Genomic DNA, 20,505 nt, shown 5'->3' with positions numbered 1-20,505 from the left:
CGCCCCCCGTGTGGCGCACCCCACACCCGAGCGCCTCCAGTCGATCATGAGGTTGACGGGGGAGGTCGGCGCGAACTTCCCCGTCAACCTCATGATCGACGCGTCGGTGTTCCTACTCGGTCGCGGTGAGGGTGGCGTCGGGGCCGGTGAGGGCGTCGGTCAGGTCGGCGGCGAGCAGGCCGATCTGCCACTCGCGCGCGCCGAAGCCGCGCAGCGTCTCGGCCACCGTCGTCTCGGTGATCTCCTCGGGCGGCACCCAGGCCAGCCGGCGGATCGAATCCGGGGCGATCAGGTTCTCGGCCGGCAGCTGGTGAGCCCCGGAGATCCGCAGCACCACCTCCCGTGACCGGACCAGCCGAGCCGCGGCCACCGGATCCCGCTCCGCCCACCGGTGCGGTGGCGGCGGCCCCTCGACCACCGGGGCGACCGGAAGCGCGTCGTCGGGCAGGTTCCGCGCGTCGTCCAGCGCGGCCAGCCAGGTCCGGGCCAGCCGGCGCACCGAGCGGCCACCGAAGCCGGGGAGCGTGAGCAGGGTCCGCTCGTCCTTCGGATCCAGCTCGGCAGCCGCGATGATCGCCGAGTCGGGCAGTACCCGCCCCGGCGCGGCGTCCCGACGTGCGGCGATCTGGTCCCTCGCGTACCACATCGAGCGGACCCGGGCCTGCGCCCGCGCCCCACGCACCCGGTGGATGCCGGAGGTACGCCGCCACGGCTCGGCGCGGACCCGCGGCGGCCGGGCGCCGGTGCGGACCAGCGCCGCGAACTCCTCGGCCGCCCACTCCGACTTGCCCTGCCGGGCCAGCTCCGCGTCGAGCGCGTCCCGCAGGTCGACGAGCAGCTCCACGTCGAGCGCCGCGTAGGTCAGCCAGGAGTCGGGCAGCGGCCGGTTCGACCAGTCGGCGGCCGAGTGATGCTTCTCCAGGCTGAACCCCAGCAGCTGCTCGGTCAGCGCGGCCAGGCCGACCCGTTCGAATCCCGCCAGCCGACCGGCCAGCTCCGTGTCGAACAACCGGCGCGGGCGCAGCCCCACCTCGGCGAGGCAGGGCAGGTCCTGGCTGGCCGCGTGGAGCACCCACTCCGCCTCGCCGATCACCTCGTCGAGCGGGGTCAGATCGGAGAGGGGCAGGGGATCGATCAGCGCGGTGCCGGCGCCGGCGCGGCGCAGCTGGACGAGGTACGCCCGCTGGCTGTAGCGATAGCCCGAGGCGCGCTCGGCGTCCAGGGCGACCGGGCCGCTGCCCGCGGCGAAACGGGCAACGACCTCGGCGAGCTCGTCCGCGGTGGCCACCGGTTGCGGGGTGCCCTCACGGGGAGCGGTCAGCAGCTCGGGCCCGTCGCCGGTCGGTTCGTTCCCCGCGTCCGCCGGCTCCGGCTGAGCTGAGGACGGGTCGTGCGATGCGTCGCCCGAACGGCTCTCGGCGGCCCGACGGCGCAGGGGTGGTTCGTCGGTCACCTGACAACCCTAGTGCGCGCCGTGAACCTGCGGGTGCAGCCGGTCGGCGTGTGCGTCCGTCGGATGGCCCGGAGGGCGGTCCGAGTACGGACAACGGGGGAGACAAACCCCGACCGCGCCGGTACGGTCCATCGAGCCGCCGGGCGGGTCGATCAAGTACAGCGCGGGTGGCGGCACCAGGGTCAACGGGGAGGCATGGCGATCATGACGGAGGGCTACGGTCCAGGCGGCCACGATCCGGCGGCGGGGCACGGCCCCGACGAGGTGACCGGGAACCCGACCACGAATCGCCCCGGACCGTTGCCGCCGAGAATCGAGCCGACACACGCCGCCGCGCCCGTCTGGTCCGCTGCGTCCGCGCCGCCGCACCCCGGCGGACCCGTGCCGACTCAGCCCGGCGTGCCGTTCCCGCCGGGCGCACCGACGCAGGCTCAGCCCGGCGTTCAGCCCGCCGGTCCGTTCCCGCCCGGCGGACCCGTTCCGGCGCAGCCCGGCGTGCCGTTCCCGCCCGGCGGGCCCGCGCAGGCGCAGCCCGGCGTGCCGTTCCCGCCGGGCGGACCGGCGCAGGCCGCCGGTCCGTTCCACTCGGCCGGACCCGTTCCGGCGCAGCCCGGTGCCCCGGCGTCCGCCGTGCCGGCCGCCGCGGATCCCGCCGGAGCGACGCACTACGGCCCGGCCGGAGCGCCCGCCTCCGGGGCCGCCGCGCCGTACGCGCCGAACGGGCCGCTGCCGCCCGCCGGGCCGACGTGGGCGGGCGGCGTCGGGGCGTACCCGGGCCAGCCGGTGCCGCCCCCGACCGGGCCGCGCCGTCGGCGCTGGCCGAGCGTGGTCGCGGCGCTGGTCGTCCTGGCCCTGGCCGGGCTGGCCGGCTTCCAGGCGTACCAGATCGACCGGCTCACCGGCCGGCTCGCGGGCACCGAGCGGCAGCTGGCCGAGGCTCAGGGCGACGACCGCGCCCGCCTCGACGGTCTGGAGCAGCGGGCGGAGGCGCTGGAGAAGCAGGCCGGGGCCACCTTCAATCCGGAGGCGGTGGCCGGCGCCGTGCTGCCCAGCGTCTTCCGGGTCCGTGCCGGGCAGTTCACCGGTACGGCGTTCGCCATCGGCGAGCCGGCCGCCGGTGGCGGGACGAACCTGTTCACCAACTTCCACGTGGTCGAGGCGGTCTGGGAGGCCGGCGACCGGGAGGTCTTCCTGGAGCGCACCGACCAGCGGTTCCCGGCCACCATCGTGAAGGTCGACAAGACCAACGACGTCGCGCACCTGCGCACCACCGGGCGGTTCACCGGCCTGACCGCCGCGTCGGAGGCGGTGAAGTCCGGCCAGCAGATCGTCGTGGTCGGCGCCCCGCTCGGGCTGGAGGACAGCGTCACCACCGGTGTGGTGAGCGCGTTCCGCGACGCCCGGGACGGCTCGGGGCCGGTCATCCAGTTCGACGCGCCGATCAACCCCGGCAACTCGGGTGGCCCGGTCGTCAACGGCAGCAAGCAGGTCGTCGGGATCGCCACCGCCAAGGCTCGGGACGCCGAGGGGATCGGGCTCGCGGTGCCGATCGAGATCGCCTGCGACGGCTTCAAGATCTGCTGACTGCGGCAGACCCCTCCGCGTACACCCACACCCACACCCACGCCCGAGGTCGGGCCGAGCAGTGTCCCGCTGCGGACACCTCGGCCGCCCGACCCTGACAACCGGCCGGGTCGCGTCGACCGGCCGTCGTACCACTGGAGGTTCGGTGGCATCCGCCGCACCGGACCGGTTCACCTGGAGGAAGAGATGACCCAACCACCGACCGGGCCGCAGGGCTACCCCCCGCCGGACCCGGCGCAGCCCCCGGCCGTGCCCGGTCAGCCGCCGTACGACGGCACCACCACCCAGTTCCCGCAGCAGCCGACGCCGTACGGTCCCGGGCAGCCGACCCAGCCCATGCCGCCCGCCCAGCCCATGCCGCCCGCCCAGCCCATGCCGAACGCTCAGCCCGGGGCACCGACCCAGCCCTTCCCGGCGCAGCCCTTCTCCGCGCCACCGGCCCCGGCCGGCTACCCGTCGCCGGCCGGCGTGCCGCCGTACGCGGGTCAGGTCTCCGCGCCGCCGGTCTCCGGTCCGGCTGCCGGCTACCCGTCGCCGGCTGGCGTGCCGCCGTACGCGGGTCAGGTCTCCGCGCCGCCGGTCTCCGGTCCCGCTGCCGACCAGCCGATGTCGGTGCCGCCGGTCTCCGGCCCCTACTACGGCGCTCCGATGTCCGCGCCGCCCGGCTTCGTGCCCCCGTACGGGCCGCCCGCCGCGGGTGCCGGCAAGGGGCGCGCGGTGCTGATCCTGGCCATGGTGGCCGGCCTGTTCTTCGTCCTCGGCGGGGTGATGACCGGCCTCTACGTCACCAAGAACAGCGAGCTGGACAAGACCGAACGGCGTCTCTCCGCCCAGGTCAGCGAGCGTGACGGCACCATCGCCGCGAACGCACAGGAGATCCAGAAGCTGAAGACCGATCTGCAGGGTGTGCAGGACAAGCTCGCCGACACCGAGCAGGACCTCACCGGAACCCGCAACGACCGGGACGAGCAGGCCCGGCAGAAGAAGGTCATCGCCAGCTGCCTGGACAAGCTGACCACCGCGCTCGCCGCGTCGGCGGCCAACGACAAGAGCGCCTACGAGAAGGCCACGAGCGGCCTCGACAAGGTCTGCGACGAGGCCGAGAACTACCTCTGACGCTGCCCGTGGGGGTCAGGCCGCGCCGGCGGGGCGACGCTCCGGCAGCGCGGTCACCCCGGGCGGCGGCAGCCCCGCCGTCGAGGCCAGCAGCGCGCACCAGGCCAGCAGGTGCGGGGCGAGCTCGTCGTCGATCGGCGTCCACGAGGCGCGGATCTCGATGTCGCCGACGGCGGGCGGCCCGGCCAGCTCGCCGAAGCGGGTCGACATGGTCTGGGTGATCGTCCCGCCGATCGCGCGGTGACCGGCGTCCTGGGCGTCGAGCGCGTCGGTGAGCCACGTCCAGCCCACCCCCGGCAGCAGCGGATCGGCGGCCAGGTCGACCTCCAACTCGGCGGTCACGTACGTGACCAGGCGCAGAGTGCCCTGCCACGCCTCGTGCCCGGCCGGATCGTGCAGCAGGATCAGGCGGCCGGTGGCCACCTCGTCCCCGCCGCGCAGCACACCGGCGGAGAGGGCGAAGGCGTACGGCGCGAGCCGCTGCGGCGCGCCGACCTCCTCCAGCACGATCTCCGGGCGGGGGGCCGTGGACCGCAGCCCGGCGACCGCGCGGGCGAAGGTCTCCGGGAGCGCGATCGGGGGGGCCATGTCGGCAGCCTATGCCGCCACGCCTTCGCCCGCCGCGACGGCACGCCGACACGAGACCGCGCACGGCGCCGGAAGCCGGGCGGCCGACTCGTCGACCCGCACCCCGGGCGGTACCGGAGGCGTTGACGCCGGCCGCTGGTTCGCCGGTGGGCGGGGCGGGTCACAAAGTGGGGGCGGGCCCGACGGTGGCGTCGTGGCGCGTGGCACGATGGCCGCGATGAGCACGGAGAGCACGGGCACTGCCGCCCGAGACGGAGATCCCGCCCCTGCCGGACCGGGCGACTCGCCCTTCGTCCGGGCGTGCCGCCGGCAGGCGGGGCCGCACACCCCCGTCTGGTTCATGCGCCAGGCCGGCCGCTCGCTGCCGGAGTACCGGGAGATCCGCGCGAACGTGGGGATGCTGGAGTCCTGCCGCCGCCCCGAGCTGGTCACCGAGATCACTCTCCAGCCGGTACGCCGGCACAGCGTCGACGCGGCGATCCTGTACAGCGACATCGTGGTGCCCCTCGCCGCGGCCGGGGTCGACCTCGACATCGTGCCGGGGACCGGGCCGGTGGTGGCCGAGCCGGTACGCGCCGTCGAGGACGTGGAGCGGATCCGCCCGATCGACCGCGACGACGTCCCGTACGTGGACGAGGCGGTTCGGATGCTCGTCGCCGAGCTGGGCGACACCCCGTTGATCGGCTTCGCGGGCGCGCCGTTCACCCTCGCCAGCTACCTGGTCGAGGGCGGGCCGTCGCGTACGCACGCGAAGACCAAGGCGCTGATGTACGGCGACCCGCAGCTGTGGCACGCGCTCTGCGACCGGCTGGCCGAGATCACGCTGGCGTTCCTGCGGGTCCAGGTGGCGGCCGGCGTCTCTGCGCTGCAGCTCTTCGACTCCTGGGCGGGCGCGCTCTCCGAGGCGGACTACCGCCGCTACGTGCTGCCGCACTCGAAGGCCGTGCTCACCGGGCTCGCCGACGCGGGAGTGCCGCGGATCCACTTCGGGGTGGGCACCGGCGAGCTGCTCCACGCGATGGGTGAGGCCGGCGCCGACGTCGTGGGCGTCGACTGGCGTACGCCGCTGGACGTGGCGACCGTCCGGATCGGGCCGGAGCGCGCCGTGCAGGGCAACCTCGATCCGGCGGTGCTCTTCGCTCCGTGGCCGGTGATCGAGGCCGAGGTGCGCCGGGTGTTGGAGCAGGGCCGGGCCGCCCCGGGGCACGTTTTCAACCTCGGTCACGGGGTGCCGCCGGAGACCGACCCGGAGGTGCTGACGCGGGTGGTCGCGCTGGTGCACGAGCTGACTTCCGGCCCGGCCGAGCGGAGCTGAGCGACATGCGGCGTCCGGCGCGGGTGGCGGTGATCGGTGGCGGGATCGCCGGGCTCTCCGCCGCCGTGCGGCTGCGCGACCGCGCACCCGAGGGCACCGAGATCACGGTCTACGAGCAGTCCGGCACGCTCGGCGGCAAGCTGCGTACCGGCGAGCTGGCCGGCCAGCAGGTCGAGTTCGGCGCCGAGTCGTTCCTGATGCGGGACCCGGCGGGCGGGGAGTCCGCCGCGGTGGCCCTGGTCCGCCGGCTCGGGCTGGCCGACCGGATCGTCCACCCGAGCGTCGGGCAGGCCGCGCTCGTCGTCGACGGCCGGCTGCGCCCGGTCCCGGGCGGCACCCTGGTCGGCGTACCGGGGGATCTGGGCGCGGTGACGACGGTGGCGCGGCCGGCCGCGGCGGCCGACCGCGACGAGGGCCGTCCGCTGCTCGGCCCCGGGGAGGACGTCACCGTCGGCGCGCTGGTCCGCCGGCGCTACGGCGACGAGGTGGTCGACCGGCTGGTGGACCCGATGCTCGGCGGGGTCTACGCCGGCCGGGCCGACGACCTGTCGCTGGTCACCACGATGCCCGCGCTGGCCCGGACGGCCCGGGTCGAGCACACCCTGGCCGGTGCGGTACGCGCCGCGCAGGCGGCCGCGCCCCGCGCTCCGGGCGTGCCGGTCTTCGGCACGCTGGCCGGCGGGCTCGGCACCCTGATCGAGGCGGCGGCCCGGGAGAGCGGCGCGACGATCCGCCGGGACGCGACCATCCGCGAACTCTCGCCGACGCCGACCGGATGGCGGCTGACCGTCGGCCCGACCCGCGACCCGGAACACGTCGAGGTCGACGCCGTGGTGCTCGCCGTGCCGGCGCGTCCGGCCGCGCGGCTGCTCGCCGGGCCGGCGCCGGAGCTGGCCGACGTCGTCGGTCGACTGGACTACGCCAGCGTCGCGCTGGTCACCCTGGCCCTGCCGCAGCCGCAGCTGCCGGAGCTCTCCGGTCTGCTGGTGCCCGGCACCGAGGGACTGCTGATCAAGGCGTCCACCTTCTTCACCACCAAGTGGGGGCACCTGCGCCGCCCGGACGGGCTGGCGCTGGTGCGCGCCTCGGTGGGCCGCTACGGCGAGGAGACGCAGCTCCAGCGCTCGGACGAGGACCTGGCCGCGACCGTGCACCGGGAGCTCTCCGCGGTGCTCGGCACGCCGCTGCCCGCCGCGATCGACGGGCACGTGCAGCGCTGGGGCGGGGCGCTGCCGCAGTACGCCCCGGGGCACACCGATCGGGTGGCGGCGGTGCGGACCGCGCTGCGCGCCGGCCATCCCACGCTGGCCCTGGCGGGGGCCGGCTATGACGGGGTCGGCATCCCGGTCTGCGTCCGCTCGGGCGAGACGGCGGCCGACGAGATCATCACTGCACTGGGAGGATCGGGGACATGACCGAGCAGACCAACGCGGCTCGGCTGCGGGAGCTGAACGACACCATCCGCTACACGATGTGGTCGGTGTTCCGGGCCAGCAGCCCGCTGCCGTCCCTGCGGGACAACGTCACGGCCGAGATCGAGGCGCTCTTCGAGGAGCTGGCCGGCAAGGACGTGACGATCCGCGGCACGTACGACGTCTCCGGGCTGCGCGCCGACGCGGATCTGATGATCTGGTGGCACTCCTCCTCCAGCGACGCGCTGCAGGACGCCTATCTGCGCTTCCGCCGTACCACCCTCGGCCGGTCGATGACGCCGGTCTGGTCGCAGATGGCCCTGCACCGGCCGGCGGAGTTCAACAAGAGCCACATCCCGGCGTTCCTGGCCGGCGAGGAGGCCCGCGCCTACCTCTGCGTCTACCCGTTCGTGCGCTCGTACGAGTGGTACCTGCTGCCGGACGCCGAGCGGCGGGAGATGCTCGCCGAGCACGGCCGGTTGGCCCGCGGCTACCCGGACGTGCGGGCCAACACGGTCGCCTCGTTCGCCCTCGGCGACTACGAGTGGATGCTCGCCTTCGAGGCCGACGAGCTGCACCGGATCGTGGACCTGATGCGCGACCTGCGGGCCTCCACCGCCCGGCGGCACGTGCGCGAGGAGGTGCCCTTCTACACCGGGCGCCGCCGGTCGGTCGCCGAGATCGTCAACTGCCTGGTCTGAGCAGACCGGTCGCGCCGTTCGCCGGAGAGCGGTGCCGGGTGGGTCGCGGCGCCGTGCCGGCCCGACCGGCGTAGCACTGCCTCGGGCAGCCTTTGGAGCTGAGTCGTCCACGACATCGTGCCCGAGTTGGGCACGACATCAGCTCCGAAGGTCCCGAGGCGCTGTGGTGCCGTGGACACCGCGGCGGGCCCGCGCCGCCCGGCTGGCCGCTGGTCAGCGGACGGGATCGCGGCGCATCGGGGTGTGCGGGATGCCGTCCTCGACGTACTCGGGGCCGCTGACGGTGAAGCCGTGCCGAGCGTAGAAGTCGACCAGGTACGACTGCGCCTCCAGCACGCAGGGCCGGTCGCCGACGAGGGCCAGCGCCTCGGTCATCAACCGGCCGGCGTGACCGCCGCCGCGGGCGTACGGGGCCACCAGCACCCGGCCGATCCGGGCCACGCCGCCCGGGTCGGCGAGGATCCGCAGGTACGCGAGCGGCGCCGTGCCGTCGGTGAGCCAGAGGTGCCGGGTGTCCGGTTCGAGGTCCCGGCCGTCCAGCTCCGGATAGGGACACTCCTGCTCGACCACGAACACGTCGATCCGCAGCTTCAGCAGGTCGTGGAAGGTACGGGTGTCCAGGTCGGCGAAGGTGGCGGTGTGCACCTCGATCGTCTGCTGCGGCATCCCGCGATGGTAGGCCGCGATCCTGCGGAGCTCAGGAGGGGCGTACCCCGACCGCGTCGCGGATCTCGGCGCCCTGTGCGCCCTCGACCGCCCGGGCGCAGTGCCCGCTGCAGAAGAAGCGGCCGTTGACCTCGATCCCGTGCCCCACGATCTTGATCTGGCAGTGCTCGCAGATCGGTGCCAGCCGGTGGATCGCGCACTCGAAGCTGTCGAAGGTGTGGGTGTCGCCGCTGACCGTCCGCACCTCGAACGCCATCCAGTAGTCGTTGCCGCAGACCTCGCAGGTCGCCATTAGAACCTCCTGAATCATGACATTTGACTACAGGGTGCGACAGCGTCGCGGCGGGAGCGGGAGGAATGCCGCATCCGCGCCGGCCCCGGCGGCGTGTCGGCTCCGGCGTGTCGGCCGTTGTGCCTGGTAGACCGCCCTGAGCCCCTGGAGGCACCCTCGTGATCAAGCGCAGCAGGCTCTTCGGCAACCAGACCCGGGTCACCTTCTGCCTGCCCCGGGACGCGCCGCCCGGCGTGGTGAGCGTGGTCGGCTCCTTCAACGACTGGAAGCCCGGCCGACACGAACTGGTCCCGCGTCGTGACGGCACCCGGACGGTGACCGTGCGGCTGCGCCCGGGGGAGTACCGGTTCCGCTACCTGGCCACCGGCGGGGTGTGGCTCGACGACGACAGTGCCGACCGGGTGGACGGGCAGGGCTGCACGTTGGTGATCTGAGACCTCGGAGAACGTACCCTCATTTATCGATGAGGGTCTTTACGGTTAACAAAGTTTAATTTATGTTGGTGGCATCTTCACCACCCCGCGGAGGTGCCACATGCGTCGAAGGATCACCCTCCCGGTCGTGGCGGCGGGCGCCGTCCTCTCCTCGCTCGCCGTCGCGGCCCCCGCCCAGGCCCACGGCTACATCTCCTCACCGCCGAGCCGGCAGGCGCTCTGCGCCCAGAACCGGGTCCCCGACTGCGGGCAGATCAAGTACGAGCCGCAGAGCGTTGAGGGGCCGAAGGGACTGCGCAACTGCCACGCCAACATCGCCCACTTCGCCGTCCTCAACGACGACAGTCGGGGCTGGCCGGCCACTTCGGTCGGCAACACGGTCACGTTCACCTGGATCAACACGGCCCGGCACGCCACCAGCAACTGGGAGTACTACATCGGGAACACCCGGGTGGCCGTCGTCAACGGCAACGGCCAGCAGCCCGGGGCGACGGTCTCGCACACCGTCAACCTGAACGGCTTCTCCGGCCGGCAGAAGCTCCTCGCCATCTGGAACATCGCCGACACCGCCAACGCGTTCTACTCCTGCGTCGACCTCCAGATCGGCGGAGGTGGCGGCCCCGGACCCACGCCCACGCCCACGCCGACCCCGACTCCGACGCCGACCCCGCCCACTCCGCCGCCCGCCTCGGGTGGCACCTGGACGGCGGGCCGGGCCTACCAGGCCAACGACCAGGTCACCTACGGCGGCGCGACCTACCGCTGCCGGCAGGCGCACACCGCCATTGCCGGCTGGGAACCGCCGAACGTGCCCGCGCTGTGGAGCCGGATCTGACCCTACGGGCGCGGCCGGTGTCCCAGCACCGGGCCGCGCCCCCGTCCCCGCCGGCCGGGCTCGGGAGCTCGACATGACCCGGCTGCGCGTGGTGGTCCCGCTCGCCGCCGTGCTGCTGGCCGGCTGCGCGGCCGGCCCGACCCCGGCGGGGACCCCCGTACCGCCGGTGGCCACCGTGCCGAGCGCGGACGCCGCCCTGCCGTCGCCGAGCGGCATCGATCTGATCTTCCTGAACATGATGGCCGCGCACACCGAGCAGACATTGGAGATCGTCCGGTCGACCCGGGACCGGATCGCCGACCAGGAGCTGCGGACGCTGGTCGCCGCGATCGGTGCGACCGAGACCGACGAACTGGCCACCATGCGCGCCTGGCTGGCCGCCGGCGCCGGGCCGGACCCGCGCCGGCACGACCACTCGGGGCACGGAGTCTCCGCCACCGACCTGGCGCGGTTGCGGGAGGCCACCGGCGCGGAGGTCGACGCCGTGCTGCGCGAGGTGCTCGCCGAGCATCAGCAGGCGGCGGCCGACCTGGCCCGTGCCCAGCTGGCCGCCGGCACCGACGAGCGGGTACGCGACCTCGCCCGGCGGATCGAGCAGTCGCGCACCGCGCAGGTGCCGCTCATCACGGGTACGCCGGCCGCCCTCGACTGAGTCGGCGAGCCGGGGCGGACCGCCCCGGGCTCCGTCAGCGGGGTCGCCTCAGCGAGGCTCGGTCAGCGGGGTTCGAGGCGGATGGAGAGCGAGTTGACGCAGTGCCGGGTGTCGTTCGCGGTGAAGCCCTCACCCCGGAACACGTGACCCAGGTGGCTGTCGCAGCGCGCACAGCGGATCTCCGTACGGGACATGCCGAGGCTGCGGTCCTCGATCTCCTTCACCCGACCGGGGATGGCGTCGTCGAAGCTCGGCCACCCGCAGTGCGAGTCGAACTTCGTGTCGCTGGAAAAGAGTTCCAGCCCGCAGGCGCGGCAGTGGTAGACCCCCTGGGTCTTCGTGTCGACGTACTCGCCGGTGAAGGCGCGCTCGGTGCCGGCCTCGCGCAGCACCCGGAACTCCTCCGGGGTCAGCCGGACCCGCCACTCGTCCTCGGTGCGGGGCAGTTCGGTGTCTTCCAGACTCACCCGGCAACCGTACGCCGGATGTCGGAGGCTTCGCATATGGTCGCCTGATGGGTGGCACCACGAAGGCAGCGGTCACCGAGGTCGAGGTGGCCGGGCACACCGTACGGCTCACCAGCCCGGACCGCGTGATCTTTCCGCAGCGGGGCTTCACCAAGGCCGACGTCTTCCGCTACTACCTCTCGGTGGGCGACGGCATCCTGCGGGCCCTGCGCGACCGGCCCACGACGCTGCAGCGCTTCCCGGAGGGCGTCGAGGGGGAGATGTTCTTCCAGAAGCGGATTCCGACCCGGGGCGTGCCGCCGTGGGTGGAGACCGCCGAGATCACCTTCCCGAGCGGGCGAACGGCCGCCGAGCTCTGCCCCGCCGACCTGGCCCACGTGGCGTGGGCCGCGCAGATGGGCACCGTGGTGTTCCATCCGTGGCCGGTACGCTCCGCCGCCGTCGACCACCCCGACGAGCTGCGCGTCGACCTCGACCCGCAGCCGGGCACCGACTTCACCCACGCGGCTCAGGCCGCCGCTGAGCTGCGCGCCCTCCTCGACGAGCTGGGCGTCCCCGGCTGGCCGAAGACCTCCGGCGGCCGGGGCGTGCACGTCTACCTGCGCATCCAGCCCCGCTGGACGTTCGTCGAGGTGCGCCGGGCCACCATCGCGCTGGCCCGGGAGCTGGAGCGGCGCCGCCCCGAACTGGTCACCACCTCCTGGTGGAAGGAGGAGCGCGGCAGCCGGGTCTTCGTCGACTACAACCAGATGGCCCGCGACCGCACCATCGCCTGCGCGTACTCGCTGCGGGCCAACGCCCGCGCCACCGTCTCCACGCCGGTCACCTGGGAAGAACTGCCCGACGTCGAGCCGGACGACTTCGACCTGGCGACCGTCCCGCCCCGGCTCGCCGAGCACGGCGATCCGCACGCCGGCATCGACGACGCCCCGTGGGACATCTCCCCGCTGCTCGACTGGGCCGACCGCGACGCGGCGGCCGGTCAGGGTGACCTCCCCTACCCGCCGGACCATCCGAAGATGCCGGGCGAGCCGAAGCGGGTGCAGCCCTCGCGGGACCGCGACCGGCCCCGTTAGCGGATGCCGAGGGTAACGATCATGTAACGGGCGGAACCTTTTCCGTGCCGTGACCGCTCTCCCTGGTCGATTCGGCCCGCTGGGCCAGGGGAGGGCATCGGATGAAGTTGGTGTGGAGGCGGGCCCGCGAGGCGCGAGGCCTGCTGGCGGCCGCCGTGATCGCCGCGCTGGTCGCGGTGGCGCTGGTGACCGGCCTCTCCGAGTACAACCGCCGGGCGGTGGACGCCGGCCAGCGGGCGCTGGTGGCGGCCGCCTCGGCCGAGGAGCGGAGCCTGCTGGTGAGCGGGTCGGCCGGGGCGGACGCCGACGAGTTCGCGACCCGCGACCGGGCCGTCCGGAACGAGTTCGCCCGCGGTCTCGGAGGTGCCCGAGCCACCGTCGTCGCCGCCCGCTACGGCACCGGCCGGGAACTGACCGGTGACCTCGGCTCGGCGGCGCGCCCCGGCGGCGAGGCGGTCTTCGCCAACCTGGTGACCATGGAGAACCTGGCCGGGCGCGCCGACCTGACCGCCGGCGCGTGGCCGGTGGCGGGCGCGCGGCCCGCGCAGGTGACGCTGCCGGAGAAGGTGGCCGCGGCGCTCGGACTCGAACCGGGTGAGCAGGTGCCGCTGCGGGACCGCCGCACGGATCGGAGCGAGCCGGTGGTGCTCGCCGGCACCTGGCGGCCCCACGACCCCGCAGACCCGTACTGGCGGCTCGCGCCCGGCGTCGGTACGGGCAGCGGCGACGCGGCGGCCACCTCGGGCACGTCGTACGGACCGTTCGTGCTCGACCCCGCGGACTTCGTCGCCACCTTCCCGGGCTCCGTCTCCGCCTCCTGGATGGTCGAGCCGGACCTCACGACCGTGGAGCCTTCCCGGGTGGACGCGGTCCGGCAGGCCGCCGTCGACGCGGCGGCCGACCTGCCGGCCGCCGCCGACCTCGGCGCGTCCGCGCAGATCGTGACCCGGGTCGACCAACTACTGGACCGGATGGCTCGAGCCGACCTGGTCGGCCGATCCGCGCTCACCACCCCGTTGCTGCTGATCATGGTGCTCGGTGGGTACGCGTTGGTGCTCGTCGCCGCGCTGCTGCACGAGGACCGCCGCGCGCAGAACGCGCTGCTGCGCGCCCGAGGCGCCGCACGCCGGCAACTCGCCGGGCTCGCCGCCCGGGAAGCCACCCTGGTGGTCGCCCCGGCCGCGCTGCTCGGCCCGCTGGCCGCCGGGGAGGCGCTGCGTCACCTGCGCCCCGAGGGCACGACCGGACCCGCCGCCGGCGCCAGCGCCCTGCTCTGGGCGGCCGCGGCGGCGACCGCCGCGGGCTGCCTGGTGGCGATGGTCGCCCCCACGCTGCGCGGCGCCGGTACGTACGTGGCCGACATGGCCGCCCGCTCACGGCCGCGGCGCGGCGTCGCGGTCCAGCGCGCCAGCCTCGACCTGGTGCTGGTCGGCCTCGCCGTGCTCGCCTGGGTGCAGCTGCACCAGTACGCCTCGCCGCTGGCCGGCAGCGGCGGCCAGCTCGGTATCGACCCGCTGCTGGTCGCCGCGCCGACGCTGGGCGTGCTCGCCGGGGCGGTCGTGGCGCTGCGACTGCTGCCCCCGGCCACCCGCTTCGCCGAACGGTTCGTCGACCGGCGGCCGTGGACCGCCACCATGTTCGGCATGTGGCAGGCCGGCCGGCGTCCGCACGCCGGTCCGGTGCTGCTGCTCGCCCTCGCCGTCGGCGGCAGCACGCTCGCCTGGTCGCTGGTCGCCACCGGCGAGCGCTCCCAGGTCGACCAGGCCGACCACACGGTCGGCGCCGACCTGCGACTGACCGAGCGCAGCGGCGCCGCCCCGGTCGACCGGGCCGGTCAACTCGCCGCGCTGCCCGGCGTCGAGCAGGCCCTGCCGGCCTGGCGGGACGAGGTGCGCATCGGTCGGGCCAACCTCCCGGTCACCGTGCTCAGTCTCGACGCGGCCAACGCTGCCGAAACGGTGCGCTTCAACGACCAGTTGACGGACGAACCGGTGTCGCAGCTGTACCAACGCATGGTCGAGACGCGCGGCACCGCGGCCGGGCTGGACCTGCCCGCCGGCACCAGGAAGATCAGCGGCGTCGTCCGCACCCCCGTCGAACGCGCGGAGCGTCCCGTCCAGGTCACCGTGTCGCTGCTGGTGACCAGCGCGAACGGACACGCCTGGCGGCTGCCGGCGGCGACCGCCGGCAGCGACGGCCGCGCCGTCCGGTTCACCGTCGAACTGCCGGCCGTCGGCGACGCACCGCTGCGGCTGGCCGGCTTCGAGGCCGACGGTGGCGAGACGGCCGGAACCCTCTACCGGTTGCGGATCACCGACCTGCGGCTGGCCGGAGCGGACGGGGCAGCGCGGCCGCTCGCCCTCGACAACAGCTGGGTGCTCCGCGTCCCGGAGAGCGACCTGCCGCAACGGGCCGACGCGACAGGCGGCAGCGTCGCCGCCGACCGGTCGGCGATCATCGTCCCGGGTGGACAGTTCGCCTTCCAGACCACGTCGCGGTTCGTCGTCGTACCCGACGGCGAGCAGAAGCCGGTGGCGGCCGTCATGACCCCGCGGGTCCGGGAAGAGCTGAGTTTGAACATCGGCGACACGGTGGACCTGGCGCTCTCCGGCACCACGCTGCCGGTGAAGCTCGTCGGCGAGGCGGACGCGATCCCCGGTGCGGCCGGTGACGGCGTGCTGCTGGATCTTCCGGCGGCGGTCGACTGGCTGATCCGCGACGGCGGGGCCATCCGGCCGACATCGGAGTGGTGGGTCGGCTCCGCCACCGGCGAGGAGACCGCCACGGCTCAGGCGGCCGCCGGGCTCGCCGGAGTCACCGTCCTCGACCGTCGAGAGGTGGCGGCGGCGGCGGAGAAGGACCCGTACTGGCGGGGCGCCCACGTCGGACTGGTCGCCGCCGCGCTCGGCTCGGTGCTGCTCGCCCTGGTCGGTCTCCTGGTCGACGTCTGGGCCACCGCCCGGCGCCGGCTGCCCGAGTTCACGGTGCTGAACACGCTCGGCGCGACCCCCCGGCTACTGGCCCGGGCGCTGCTCGCCGAACAGACCTTCCTGGCCGGTATCGGCGTCGGAGTGGGGTTGCTGCTCGGCGCGGCGGTCGGCGCCACCATGGCCCCCCTGGTCATCCTCACGCCGGCCGCCGGCCGGCCGGTGCCCGAGGCGGTCTTCACGCTGCCGTGGGCGCCGATCGGGCTGACCGCGGTCGGCCTGTTGCTGGCGGCGCTCGCCGCCAGCACCTTCATCGCCGTCGGCATCCGGCAGCGGGTGTCCGCGGCGCAGCTTCGGTTCGGGGGAGAACGGTGAGCATCGGCGCGGTCGTCCGCCGGATCCGGGCGTACGGGGGGCAGTTCCTGCTCCTCGGCGTCCTGACCCTGGTCATCACGCTGCTGGTCAGCGGCGTGCCCCGGGTCGCCAACCGGCTCACCGAGCAGGGGCTGCGGGAGCACATGGCCCAGCAGCTGCCGGCGCAGCGCGACATCACGTACACCATCGGGCGGGCCGGGGAGGGCTCGATCCCGTCCAGCGCGCGCGCCGGGCAGAGCCGGCTGGACGTCCTCCAGGAGTCCATGCCGGTCGAGGTCCGGGACACGGTGGCGGAGCGCTGGTACGTCGCCGACACGCCGAGCGGCCGGTTGACCGGGCCGGACCTGAAGCGGAACAACCTCCTGGTCGACCTCGGCCTGCGGGCCATGCCCACGGTGCCGGACGCGGCCACGCTGGTCGACGGGAGCTGGCCGGCGCAGGACGTGCCGCGCGACGCGCCGACGCAGATCGCGCTCAGCGAGGAGACGGCTCGAAAGCTGGACCTGCGGGTCGGCAGTGAGCTGCGGCTCGCCCTGCCGGGCAGCGGCCTCCCCACCGCCTCGGTGGTCGTGGTGGGGATCTTCACCCCGAACGACAGAGCCGGCGGGGTCTGGGACAGCCTGCCGCAGCTGCAGCGGGCGGCCGAGCCACTGGGCGACGGTGAGCCGTTCATCGCCGTCGGCCTGACCACCATCGGCGCGTTGGACCACCGAGCGGCCGACGGTTGGCCGCTCGCATACAGCTGGCGGTACCGGGTGAGCCCCGACGCCGTCGACGCCAAACGGCTGGACGCCACCATCGACGAGCTGCAACGCCTGGAGCGAACGCTGCCGGCCGGGATGAAGGTCGTGCAGGGGGTGGACGTGCCGCTGCGGGAGTTCCGCGACGGACTCGCCTCGGCCCGTACGCTGCTCGCGGTGATCGCCGCCGGGGTGCTCGCCACCCTGGCCGGTCTGGTGATCCTCGCGGCCGGACTGGCGGCGCGCCGTCGCCGGGCCGAGTTCGCCCTGGTGCGGGCGCGCGGCGGCGGTTCGACCACGGTGGCCCGCCGCACCCTCGCCGAATCGCTGCTGGTGGCCGCCCCGGCCGCGGCCGTCGGCTGGCTGCTGGGGACGCTCGTCCCCGGCGCCCCCGACCCCACCGGCCCGTACGCGGTGCTGGCGACCGCGCTGGTCGCCCTGACCCTGCCCGTCGCCGCGCTCGCCACCTCGGGCGGTGCCGACCGCCGCGACCTGGTCCGGCTGCGTCCGTCCGCGCGGCGGCTCACCGTGGAGGGTTCCCTGCTGGTGCTGGCCGGGCTCGCCGTGGTGCTGCTGCGCCGACGTGGCCTGACCCTCGGCGAGGTGGACCCACTGCTGGTGGCGGTGCCGGTCCTGCTCGCGATGGCGGTGGCGGTGCTGGTGCTGCGCCTGTACCCGTGGCCGCTTCGGCTGGTCGGCCGGCTCGCGGCGCGGGCCCGGGGCAGCGTCGCCTTCCTCGGCACCGCCCGCGCCGGTCGCTCCATGGTGGCCACCCCGCTGGTCGTGGTGGTGCTGGCGATCGCCACCGCCGGATTCTGCGCGGTCGTCTCCTCCGGGATCGAGACCAGCCGGGACCGGGCGGCGGCCGAGCGGGTTCCCGGCGACGCCCTGGTCACCGGGGATCGGCTGGCCCCCGACACGGAGGAGGCACTGACTGGCCTGCCCGGCGTGCGGGCGGTGGCGGCGCTGATCGACGACTCGGGACGACCGGCGCGCAGCGCCGCCGGCCTCGACGCCGGCATCAGCCAGGTGGACGTCCTGGCGGTCGACGGCCCGGCCCTGGCCCGGGTCGGCCGGGAAGCCGGACGCCACGTCTCCGTACCGCCGGTGTTGAACACCGGGGCGAGCGCGGGCCCGCTGCCCGCGCTGGTCTCTCCGGCGGTCGCGGCCGACCTCGCCCGGGCCGGCCTGAACGGGTCGGCGTTCATTCCCGTCCAGGGCCAGCGGTACGAGTTCCGCGTCGCCGGCACGGTGGAGAGCTTCCCGCTGGTGACGCCGGGAGCCGAACGGTTCGTCGTGCTGCCGTTGCAGGCGTTGCCGCAGCGGCCCACGGACGCGGTGCCCACCGGATTCGTCGTCGCCGGCGACGCAGTGGCGAGTGAGGCGCTGCGTCGGACCGGCGACGAGGGGCAGCAGCGCTACCAGAGCGGCGGCGTGGTGTCGGGCGGCGAGCGGCCGCTCGGCGTCGAGGTGCAGACCTGGGCGGGGACCCGCCGACTGGTGGGCGAGGGCGGGGCCAACGGACTGCTGGCCTTCGGCTTCGTCTCCGGAGCGACCGGCGGAACCCTGCTCGGCCTGCTCGCCATCGCGTTCACCGTGCTGGCCGGGGCTCGCTCCCGCGGCCAGGTGCTGTCGCGGCTGCGTACGCTCGGCCTGTCTCGCCGGCAGTGGCGGGGGATGCTCCTGCTCGAGCTGGCCCCGCTGGTCTGCGTCGCGGTCTTCACCGGCGCCTTCGTGGGCGCGCTGCTGCCGCTGCTGCTCACGCCGCTGCTCGGCCTCTCCGCCTTCACCAGCGGCGTGCCGGTCCAGGTGGCGTTCGAACCCGGCCTGGTGGCGGCGGTCGTCGCGCTCGGGGCGCTCGCCCTGGGCTTCGCGGTCGCCATAGAGGCCTTGAACAACCGCCGGCTGCGCCTCGGTGAGGTGCTCCGGCTCGGAGAGGAGAGCTGAGATGACCGCTATCGCGGCGACACCTGTCGTGCCGGACCTGGCCGACCTTCAGAAGCGGGCCGCGCAGCGCGCGGCCGAGCGGGCCGGCGGCCGGGACCGCCTGCGCGGACACATCGTCTGCGACGGGCTGGTCCGCATCTTCAAGACCGAGGGGGTGGAGGTGGTCGCCCTCCAGGGCCTCGACCTGGTCATCGACCGGGGTGAGCTGGTGGCGATCGTCGGCGCCTCCGGCTCCGGCAAGTCCACCCTGCTCAACATCCTCTCCGGTCTGGACACCCCGACCGCCGGCATCGCCCGGGTCGCCGGGTACGACCTGCTCAACCTCTCCACGAAGCGGCGGCTGAGCTACCGGCGCAAGACCGTCGGCTTCGTCTGGCAGCAGACCGGACGCAACCTGATGCCGTACCTGACCGCGTTGGAGAACGTGGAGCTGCCGATGCAGCTGGCCGGCCGTCGTGGCGGCCGGGCTCGACGTGAGCGGGCCCGGGAGCTGCTGGAGATGGTCGGCGTCGGCTACTGCGCGGATCGGCGGCCGGGCCAGCTCAGCGGCGGCGAACAGCAGCGCTGCGCGGTCGCGGTGGCCGTGGCGAACGACCCGGAGGTGCTCTTCGCCGACGAGCCGACGGGCGAGCTGGACGAGGCCACCGGCGCGGAGGTCTTCGGGGCGCTGCGCACCATCAACGCCGAGCTGGGCGTCACCGTCGTCGTGGTCACCCACGACCAGGCGGTCGCCACCCAGGTCCGGCGGACCGTCGCGATCCGCGACGGCCGGACCGCCTCCGAGGTACGCCGGACCGCCCGCATCGGGGCGGACGGCAGCACCGAGCTGGTGAGCGAGGAGTACGCGGTGCTCGACCGGACCGGCCGGATGCAGCTGCCGGCCGCGTTCGTGGAGGCGCTGGAGTTGCGCGACCGGGTCCGGCTGAACCTGGAACCGGACCACGTGGAGGTGCGGCCGGGCGACCAGTCCCGCACCGAGGGGAAGGCAGAGGCATGAACGGGTGGAACGGGACGGGCGGCCGGGTCGACGGCTCGGCAGGCGGCCGGGACGGCACGGCGGTGAGTGCGCTGGTCGGCGCGACCGCCACGCGGCCCGTCGAGGAGGTGGTCCGGGTCGAGGGCGTCAGCCGCACCTTCGGCCGTGGCGAGCACGCCGTGCACGCGGTCCGCGACGTGTCGTTCACCGCGGTGCGGGGCGAGCTGCTCGCCGTCCGGGGTCGCTCCGGTGCCGGCAAGACCACGCTGCTCAACCTGATCGGTGGCCTGGACCGACCGGACAGCGGCCGGGTGGTGGTGGCCGGGCACGACGTGACGGCCGCGGGGGAGAAGGAGCTGCTCCGGCTGCGGCGCGGCACGGTTGGCTTCATCTTCCAGACGTTCGGTCTGGTGCCGATCCTCTCCGCCGCCGAGAACGTCGGCGTGCCGCTGCGGCTGGCCAAGGTGCCGGCGGCCGAGCGGGAGGAGCGGGTGGCCATGCTGCTCGAGCTGGTCGGGCTCGGTGGGCACGCGGCGCAGCGGCCGTACGAGCTCTCCGGCGGGCAGCAGCAGCGGGTGGCCGTGGCCCGTGCCCTCGCCAACGACCCGGACCTGCTGATCGCCGACGAGCCGACCGGCCAGCTGGACTCGGAGACCGGCCGGTCGATCATGGACCTGCTGCGGGCGGTGGTGCAGGCGCGCGGCACCACCATCCTGGTCGCCACCCACGACCCCAATTTGATCGAACTCGCCGACCGCGCGCTCACCCTGCGCGACGGCCGCCTGGTCGACGGCTGACCCGCCGGGCCCGCGTCGACGGCGCGGTCGTGGGGCTCGGCTTCGCCGCAGGGCGGCCGCCACGACCGGGCCGTCGGCCCGGCGGCCACCATGGCGTGCGCAGCGCCCTGCCGATAATGGCGGTGGGCCGACGGGCCGGCCGGGTGAGCGCG

18 protein-coding genes are annotated in these 20,505 nt (G+C 74.7%); 13 read left to right on the top strand and 5 right to left on the bottom strand.

All coding sequences use genetic code 11. The annotated features are described in order from the left end of the window. Positions 1-112: 112 nt before the first annotated feature. Positions 113-1,453, bottom strand: coding sequence for a ribonuclease D (locus D7147_RS12160; protein WP_120676905.1), 1,341 nt, complete (start codon positions 1,451-1,453; stop codon positions 113-115). 204 nt (positions 1,454-1,657) lie between these two features. Between D7147_RS12160 and D7147_RS12155 the strand changes: the two genes are divergently transcribed. Both D7147_RS12155 and D7147_RS12150 read left to right on the top strand, forming a co-directional pair. Then, positions 1,658-3,037, top strand: a complete 1,380-nt coding sequence (locus D7147_RS12155) for a S1C family serine protease (RefSeq protein WP_199734175.1) — start codon at positions 1,658-1,660, stop codon at positions 3,035-3,037. Positions 3,038-3,223: 186 nt separating this feature from the next. Beyond that, the gene (locus tag D7147_RS12150) at positions 3,224-4,153 is read left to right on the top strand and encodes a hypothetical protein (RefSeq protein WP_120676903.1); all 930 of its coding nucleotides are present in this window, start codon (positions 3,224-3,226) and stop codon (positions 4,151-4,153) included. A gap of 15 nt (positions 4,154-4,168) precedes the next feature. Here D7147_RS12150 and D7147_RS12145 read toward each other — a convergent pair whose 3' ends face one another. Next, positions 4,169-4,741 carry a DUF3000 domain-containing protein gene (locus D7147_RS12145; RefSeq protein ID WP_120676901.1) on the bottom strand — a complete coding sequence of 191 codons (573 nt, stop codon included), beginning with the start codon at positions 4,739-4,741 and terminating at the stop codon, positions 4,169-4,171. 208 nt (positions 4,742-4,949) lie between these two features. Between D7147_RS12145 and hemE the strand changes: the two genes are divergently transcribed. The 3 genes from hemE to hemQ are packed head-to-tail and all read left to right on the top strand — an operon-like array spanning position 4,950 to position 8,169. Beyond that, on the top strand, positions 4,950-6,056 hold the full coding sequence (hemE, locus tag D7147_RS12140; protein ID WP_120676899.1) for a uroporphyrinogen decarboxylase: 1,107 nt from the start codon (positions 4,950-4,952) through the stop codon (positions 6,054-6,056). Between the two features lie 5 nt (positions 6,057-6,061). Further along, complete coding sequence (gene hemG, locus D7147_RS12135; protein ID WP_120676898.1) at positions 6,062-7,471, top strand: protoporphyrinogen oxidase; 1,410 nt, start codon at positions 6,062-6,064, stop codon at positions 7,469-7,471. Next, the gene (gene hemQ, locus D7147_RS12130; RefSeq protein ID WP_120676896.1) at positions 7,468-8,169 is read left to right on the top strand and encodes a hydrogen peroxide-dependent heme synthase; all 702 of its coding nucleotides are present in this window, start codon (positions 7,468-7,470) and stop codon (positions 8,167-8,169) included. Before hemG ends, hemQ begins: the two co-directional genes overlap by 4 nt. 213 nt (positions 8,170-8,382) lie before the next feature. Here hemQ and D7147_RS12125 read toward each other — a convergent pair whose 3' ends face one another. Then, positions 8,383-8,835 (bottom strand): GNAT family N-acetyltransferase, encoded by a 453-nt coding sequence (locus D7147_RS12125; RefSeq protein ID WP_120676893.1) that lies wholly within the window; start codon positions 8,833-8,835, stop codon positions 8,383-8,385. A 31-nt stretch (positions 8,836-8,866) separates the two neighbouring features. Continuing rightward, on the bottom strand, positions 8,867-9,127 hold the full coding sequence (locus tag D7147_RS12120) for a Prokaryotic metallothionein (protein ID WP_120676891.1): 261 nt from the start codon (positions 9,125-9,127) through the stop codon (positions 8,867-8,869). Between the two features lie 158 nt (positions 9,128-9,285). Here D7147_RS12120 and D7147_RS12115 point away from each other — a divergent pair, with 158 nt between their 5' ends. The 3 genes from D7147_RS12115 to D7147_RS12105 all read left to right on the top strand — a co-directional run bounded on the left by D7147_RS12115 (position 9,286) and on the right by D7147_RS12105 (position 11,048). Next, complete coding sequence (locus D7147_RS12115; protein WP_120676889.1) at positions 9,286-9,561, top strand: isoamylase early set domain-containing protein; 276 nt, start codon at positions 9,286-9,288, stop codon at positions 9,559-9,561. A gap of 100 nt (positions 9,562-9,661) precedes the next feature. Further along, positions 9,662-10,396: a lytic polysaccharide monooxygenase gene (locus D7147_RS12110; protein WP_120676887.1), complete on the top strand. Its 735-nt coding sequence runs from the start codon at positions 9,662-9,664 to the stop codon at positions 10,394-10,396. A gap of 73 nt (positions 10,397-10,469) precedes the next feature. Further along, positions 10,470-11,048: a DUF305 domain-containing protein gene (locus D7147_RS12105; protein ID WP_120676885.1), complete on the top strand. Its 579-nt coding sequence runs from the start codon at positions 10,470-10,472 to the stop codon at positions 11,046-11,048. 62 nt (positions 11,049-11,110) lie between these two features. On the opposite strand, the gene msrB is transcribed toward D7147_RS12105, so the two are convergent. Further along, positions 11,111-11,515 (bottom strand): peptide-methionine (R)-S-oxide reductase MsrB, encoded by a 405-nt coding sequence (gene msrB, locus D7147_RS12100; RefSeq protein ID WP_120676884.1) that lies wholly within the window; start codon positions 11,513-11,515, stop codon positions 11,111-11,113. Positions 11,516-11,562: 47 nt separating this feature from the next. On the opposite strand from msrB, the gene ligD reads away from it, so the two are divergent. The 5 genes from ligD to D7147_RS12075 all read left to right on the top strand — a co-directional run bounded on the left by ligD (position 11,563) and on the right by D7147_RS12075 (position 20,353). Next, a complete protein-coding gene (gene ligD, locus D7147_RS12095) occupies positions 11,563-12,591 on the top strand; it encodes a non-homologous end-joining DNA ligase (RefSeq protein WP_120676883.1) in 1,029 nt (342 codons plus the stop codon). A gap of 101 nt (positions 12,592-12,692) precedes the next feature. Then, positions 12,693-15,893: an FtsX-like permease family protein gene (locus D7147_RS12090; RefSeq protein WP_120676882.1), complete on the top strand. Its 3,201-nt coding sequence runs from the start codon at positions 12,693-12,695 to the stop codon at positions 15,891-15,893. Further along, the gene (locus tag D7147_RS12085; RefSeq protein ID WP_120676881.1) at positions 15,890-18,580 is read left to right on the top strand and encodes an FtsX-like permease family protein; all 2,691 of its coding nucleotides are present in this window, start codon (positions 15,890-15,892) and stop codon (positions 18,578-18,580) included. The genes D7147_RS12090 and D7147_RS12085 overlap by 4 nt, the downstream gene beginning before the upstream one ends. A 1-nt stretch (position 18,581) precedes the next feature. After that, positions 18,582-19,577 carry an ABC transporter ATP-binding protein gene (locus tag D7147_RS12080; protein WP_120676880.1) on the top strand — a complete coding sequence of 332 codons (996 nt, stop codon included), beginning with the start codon at positions 18,582-18,584 and terminating at the stop codon, positions 19,575-19,577. Further along, positions 19,574-20,353, top strand: coding sequence for an ABC transporter ATP-binding protein (locus D7147_RS12075; RefSeq protein ID WP_233563107.1), 780 nt, complete (start codon positions 19,574-19,576; stop codon positions 20,351-20,353). The genes D7147_RS12080 and D7147_RS12075 overlap by 4 nt, the downstream gene beginning before the upstream one ends. Positions 20,354-20,505 lie beyond the last annotated feature (152 nt).

Source organism: Micromonospora musae (assembly GCF_003626545.1).
Lineage (GTDB): Bacteria > Actinomycetota > Actinomycetes > Mycobacteriales > Micromonosporaceae > Micromonospora > Micromonospora musae.
This window is presented reverse-complemented; position numbering and strand designations above follow the sequence as displayed.

Excerpts from the sequence above, each read along its gene's own strand:
- D7147_RS12145 (WP_120676901.1), bottom strand. The coding sequence starts at position 4,741 with ATGGCCCCCCCGATCGCGCTCCCGGAGACCTTCGCCCGCGCGGTCGCC.
- D7147_RS12105 (WP_120676885.1), top strand. The coding sequence starts at position 10,470 with ATGACCCGGCTGCGCGTGGTGGTCCCGCTCGCCGCCGTGCTGCTGGCC.
- D7147_RS12090 (WP_120676882.1), top strand. The coding sequence starts at position 12,693 with ATGAAGTTGGTGTGGAGGCGGGCCCGCGAGGCGCGAGGCCTGCTGGCG.
- D7147_RS12150 (WP_120676903.1), top strand. The coding sequence starts at position 3,224 with ATGACCCAACCACCGACCGGGCCGCAGGGCTACCCCCCGCCGGACCCG.
- D7147_RS12110 (WP_120676887.1), top strand. The coding sequence starts at position 9,662 with ATGCGTCGAAGGATCACCCTCCCGGTCGTGGCGGCGGGCGCCGTCCTC.
- D7147_RS12080 (WP_120676880.1), top strand. The coding sequence starts at position 18,582 with ATGACCGCTATCGCGGCGACACCTGTCGTGCCGGACCTGGCCGACCTT.
- D7147_RS12120 (WP_120676891.1), bottom strand. The coding sequence starts at position 9,127 with ATGGCGACCTGCGAGGTCTGCGGCAACGACTACTGGATGGCGTTCGAG.
- D7147_RS12125 (WP_120676893.1), bottom strand. The coding sequence starts at position 8,835 with ATGCCGCAGCAGACGATCGAGGTGCACACCGCCACCTTCGCCGACCTG.
- hemE (WP_120676899.1), top strand. The coding sequence starts at position 4,950 with ATGGCCGCGATGAGCACGGAGAGCACGGGCACTGCCGCCCGAGACGGA.
- D7147_RS12075 (WP_233563107.1), top strand. The coding sequence starts at position 19,574 with ATGAACGGGTGGAACGGGACGGGCGGCCGGGTCGACGGCTCGGCAGGC.
- hemQ (WP_120676896.1), top strand. The coding sequence starts at position 7,468 with ATGACCGAGCAGACCAACGCGGCTCGGCTGCGGGAGCTGAACGACACC.
- ligD (WP_120676883.1), top strand. The coding sequence starts at position 11,563 with ATGGGTGGCACCACGAAGGCAGCGGTCACCGAGGTCGAGGTGGCCGGG.
- hemG (WP_120676898.1), top strand. The coding sequence starts at position 6,062 with ATGCGGCGTCCGGCGCGGGTGGCGGTGATCGGTGGCGGGATCGCCGGG.
- D7147_RS12155 (WP_199734175.1), top strand. The coding sequence starts at position 1,658 with ATGACGGAGGGCTACGGTCCAGGCGGCCACGATCCGGCGGCGGGGCAC.